Genomic DNA, 372 nt, shown 5'->3' with positions numbered 1-372 from the left:
GAAGGATGTTCATATTGGCCTGGACCTGCCGGATGGCTTTGACAGCTAAGCCATGAAGATCGTCTATTTCGACAGCACGCGCGATTCAGAAACTCTCCAAAAGGCCTTTCCAGGTTTGATGGAGGGGGTGGATGTCTATCAGGGGGGTAAGGTCTTTGGGGATGACGACCTGATCGCGCGACTGGACGGGGCACAGGTTGCGGTCAACGGCCACAGCCCGATGTCCAATGCAGCACTGAACGCGCTGGCCCCGACCCTGAAACGCATTGTCTTTCTGGGGACTGGCGCTGCGACCTATATTGATATCCAACATGCGAACAGCCTGGGGATTTCGGTTCAGGTCGTGCGGGACTATGGCAGCCGCAGCATCGC

At 57.0% G+C, this 372-nt stretch carries 1 protein-coding gene; it reads left to right on the top strand.

What is annotated here, in order from left to right; translation table 11 throughout:
- Positions 1 to 52: 52 nt before the first annotated feature.
- The coding region (locus ELS82_RS26085) for a Rossmann-fold NAD(P)-binding domain-containing protein (protein ID WP_208733346.1) at positions 53 to 372 on the top strand (320 nt) is incomplete at its 3' end.

This window comes from Vibrio ouci, from assembly GCF_004551525.1.
In the GTDB taxonomy this organism is placed as follows: Bacteria; Pseudomonadota; Gammaproteobacteria; order Enterobacterales; family Vibrionaceae; genus Vibrio; species Vibrio ouci.
This window is presented reverse-complemented; position numbering and strand designations above follow the sequence as displayed.